The following is a 667-nucleotide window of genomic DNA, read 5'->3' as shown; positions in this document are numbered from 1 at the left end:
CATTGCTTGCTTCCGGAGTCTCACATCATCATCCCCCCTTGAGGAAATTGCCCAAGAGTGTTGCCCGTATCGCTTAGCCCAGAAGACCTGACCATGGTTATTACAAATCACTATACCAACATTTAGCCGGTAACCATCGCCATCTATCACTGGCTAACCTCTAAGATAAGTTTTTTATTACAGTGATTTTCCACATATCCCCAACAGTAGCAAACTTACTGATGTGATATAGCTAAGATTTATCGTGTTTCAGACCCAATTGAATAACTTTTCAGCACAAAAACAGTTATCAACACAAGTTGAGACACAGCCCACATTTATTCACCTTTTCTGTGAATAACTTTGTGAAGAATAACTTATTTTCGTCAATGACAGATTCATCATCAATCCATGACAAACACGTCCCCTTTCCAAAATAAAAATAGCTTTAATATTCAATAAATTAAAAACACAAATCAGTTCCACCAGCAAATTAAACCTTGATGATCTTTTGACCACAAACAGATCGGTCAAAGATCATACAATGCTTATTTTATCCACACACAAAGTTTTTAAATTGACTAACATCACCAAAAATCAAGCAAAATATCACTTACCACATACTGTTATTGATCCATGATTTACTTTTACCTTAGAGAGCGCTTCTTATTCTGTGGATAACTTATTA

General features: G+C 35.7%; 1 pseudogene. It reads right to left on the bottom strand.

The window, feature by feature from the left end:
* Positions 1 to 150, bottom strand: a pseudogene (locus tag CIK04_RS24610) (RNA pyrophosphohydrolase); the annotation flags it as partial.
* Positions 151 to 667 lie beyond the last annotated feature (517 nt).

It is taken from the genome of Vibrio sp. 03_296 (genome assembly GCF_002265885.1).
This window is presented reverse-complemented; position numbering and strand designations above follow the sequence as displayed.